This is a genomic window from Thermosulfurimonas sp. (genome assembly GCF_015491435.1).
Taxonomy (GTDB): Bacteria; Desulfobacterota; Thermodesulfobacteria; order Thermodesulfobacteriales; family Thermodesulfobacteriaceae; genus Thermosulfurimonas_A.
Map to the genome: position 1 here is coordinate 1 of NZ_WFVX01000093.1, position 3,142 is coordinate 3,142.

At 61.0% G+C, this 3,142-nt stretch carries 3 protein-coding genes; 2 read left to right on the plus strand and 1 reads right to left on the minus strand.

Annotation, left to right across the window (positions count from 1 at the left end):
• A partial coding sequence (locus F8J34_RS04185; protein WP_297056752.1) for a hypothetical protein occupies positions 1-239 on the plus strand: 239 nt, incomplete at its 5' end.
• A 3-nt stretch (positions 240-242) separates the two neighbouring features.
• Here F8J34_RS04185 and F8J34_RS04190 read toward each other — a convergent pair.
• Positions 243-647 carry a hypothetical protein gene (locus tag F8J34_RS04190; protein ID WP_297056753.1) on the minus strand — a complete coding sequence of 135 codons (405 nt, stop codon included), beginning with the start codon at positions 645-647 and terminating at the stop codon, positions 243-245.
• A 77-nt stretch (positions 648-724) separates the two neighbouring features.
• On the opposite strand from F8J34_RS04190, the gene F8J34_RS04195 reads away from it, so the two are divergent.
• A partial coding sequence (locus tag F8J34_RS04195) for a UvrD-helicase domain-containing protein (protein ID WP_297056754.1) occupies positions 725-3,142 on the plus strand: 2,418 nt, incomplete at its 3' end.

Sequence of the window (3,142 nt, forward strand, 5' to 3'; positions counted from 1 at the left end):
AACTCATCGTGGCCGCGGTGGCCATGAATCTGAGCCAGGAGCTTCTTTCCCGCGGGGTGATCTCCGCACCCCTGCTCACCCCGAGCCAGTTTTCGGCCCTGGTAATCATGGCCTTTCTCACCACCTTTATGGCCCCTATCGTTCTAAAATGGGCGGCCTTGAGGGCCTGCCGCGATTCGGAAAGGGCCGAGTTCTGTCGCTTGCTCCGGGAAGCCCGCCGGGAACCCGCTGCCGGTTAAGGGCTATCGGCTGAAGCGGAACCAGAGGTCCCAGAGGATGGCCGCCAGGGAAAAGAGGGAAATAATGGCATAGTTCCAGCGCTCCTTGGACACCGCCAGACTGGCCACCAGATAACGCAGGGCCTCCAGATCGGTGGGGGAGAGATCGGCCTGTTTTTCCAGCTTTTCCAGGAGATGGAGTTCGCGGATGGTCCGCCGGCGCCGGGCGGTGATATAAGAGCGAAAGAGAAAAAAGATCATGTTGCCGCAGACCCCTATGTACCAGAGGAGATCGATGAGCTGGGGGCGGTAGGCCTTGGCCACCAGAATGAGCCGCAGGGAAAGGGAACCCGTTATCCCCAGGGTAAAAGCCAGCCAGGATACCCAGGTCGGAAACCGGTGCGGTACGTGAAACTTTTCCTCGGTCATGTTCTATGAATGTAACGGGAAAGGGGCCGAAGGCCAAACCCGGTGGGAAGGAGAGGGTCCTGTGTTAAAATAGATCCGTGCCGCAGGCCCTGGAGCTTCCCTTCTATCCCGAGCCGCGGGGGATTGTTCAGGTTTCGGCCTCCGCCGGAGCCGGGAAGACCTATCGCCTGGCCCTTCACTACCTGAAGCTCCTTAAGAGCCAGGGCCCGCCCTCGGAAAGAGGGCTTTCCTCCATTGTGGCCCTGACCTTCACCAACCAGGCCGCCGCGGAGATGCGCGAACGCATCCTCACCTTTCTCAAACACATGGCCCTCCGTACCCCCCTGGGGCGCAGACTCTCGATGGAGACCGGGCTTTCGCCGACCGAAGCCGAGGCCTGGCTGGAGACCATCTTTTCCGCCTATCCTGCCTTCCAGGTCCGCACCATAGACAGCCTCATCTTTACCCTTATCCGGGGGCTGGCCTGGGAGCTGGGTTTAAGACCCGATCTTTCCGCAGAGATCCGGGAGGAATTCTTCCTTAATCGGGCCTTCGATCGTCTCCTTTTGCGCTTGCGTTCGGACTCTCGGGTAAGATCCCTTTTCGAGGAGGCCCTTCAGACCTTCCTGGAGATCGAGGAACGGGGAGGGTTCAATCCCGAGAGACACTTTCGTCGCCGAATGGAGGAGCTTCACCGGCTTCTGCGCCGCCGGGGAGGCGGAGGGGACTGGCCTCCCCCTCCGGCCATTGAGGACCTGGTCGCCCTGGAGGAGGATCTGCGGGAACAGGGGCGCAGGCTCTCGGAAAGGCTTTTCGATCAGCTGGGGCTTTCGCCCCGATACCCCAGCTGGCCCGAGGCCCTGGCGGATCCTCCCCGTTATTTTGATCGTGCGGTTTTCAAGAAGGATTCCATCCGGCAACTGGTAAAGGGACGTATTCGGGCGGACCTGGAAGCCCTGGAGGAGGAGTTTCGGACCCTGAGGGCCCGTCTGGAGGTTTATCTTAAGGCCAAGGCCCGGGCTGAAGTGGCCCCTTACGAAAGGCTCTTCCGGGAGATCCTGCGCGAACTCCTCCACATCCGCGAGGAGGAAGGGGTGCTTCAGGCCGGAAGCTGGACCGATCTCCTGGCCGAGCACGCCCGGGGACTCCTCCCCCTTATCTATCTCAAACTGGGCTCGCGTCTGCGCCATTTTCTGCTGGATGAATTCCAGGACACGGATCGCAAACAATGGGAGGCCCTGCGTCCCCTGGTGGAGGAGATCCTGGGAAGCGGGGGGTCGCTCTTTTACGTGGGGGATGTCAAACAGGCCATCTATATGTGGCGCGGCGGGGATCCGGAACTCTTCTACGAGGTGCCCCGGAGTCTTCCGGCGGAACTCTCCGCCGAGATCCTTCCGGTGAACCGTCGTTCCGCAAGGCGCATCGTGCTTTTCAATAACCTGCTTTTCTCGCGCCTACGCGAAAATCTGCCCCGGCTGGTCCGGAGGTTCCTTTACGGAGAACGCGAGCGAAGGGAATCCAGGGATTGCCCGGTCTCCCAGGCGCTCACCCGGCGTCTTTCCGGGGTGTATCAGACCGTGGAACAGGAGGTGCTTCCGGAAGCCCCGGAGGGGCAGGTGGAGCTTATCCGGGTTCCCCCGGACGAGGATCGGGAGGTCTTTCGTCAGGAGGTCTTCCGGGTCCTTGCGGAGCTCATGCCCCGGCTCTATCAGACCTACGTGGAGAAGGGGCGGAGCGTGGCCCTTCTGGTGCGGGAAAACCAGGAGGCCGAGGAACTGGCCACCTTTCTCTTCGGGCTGGGGATTCCGGCGGTCACCGAACGGGCCCTGCGGCTTGAGAATTCGCCCCTGATAAAGGGCTTCCTTTCCCTGCTCAAGTACCTGGACTATCCCGCGGACGAGACCGCTCTGGCCGGTTTTCTGGCCAGTCCGTTTACCTCCCAGGGGGTGGAGATCCTAAGGGATTACTTTCGGGAGGGGAAAAGCCTGGAGGAACTCCTGGCCCTGCGGGCCCCGGGGATCCTGAACCGGCTTCGGCGTCTTTCGGAACTTCAGGAAAGGGGAATATCCCTCTACGAACTGGTCCAGGAAATCCTCCGGGAATTCGGTCTTCGCGAACGTTTCCCCGAAGAGGAGCTTTATCTGATGCGCTTTCTTTCCTCTATCCTTTCTTACGAAGAGGAAGTTCTGGGGCTTTCGGATTTCCTGGCCCGCTGGGAGGAGTCCGGCGGAGAGGAAAAGATCGGCCTTCCGCGGGAGCTTCAGGCCGTAAGGGTGTTTACCATTCATGCCTCTAAAGGGCTTGAATTCGACGCCGTGGTGATCCCTTTTCTCACCTGGGGGCCGAAAGGGCGGGGGGAGGTGGTCTTTACCGACTGGGGGCTCATCCGGGCCCGGAAGGATTCGGCCGAGGAGGTGTCCCGCGCCCGGCTCGAGGAAAAGGCCCGGGAGGTCTTCGAGAGCGTGAACCTCCTTTATGTGGCCCTGACCCGTCCCCGCGAGGCCCTGTATATCTTG

Coding starts and splice junctions, on each gene's coding strand:
- F8J34_RS04190 (WP_297056753.1), bottom strand. CDS start 647: ATGACCGAGGAAAAGTTTCACGTACCGCACCGGTTTCCGACCTGGGTA.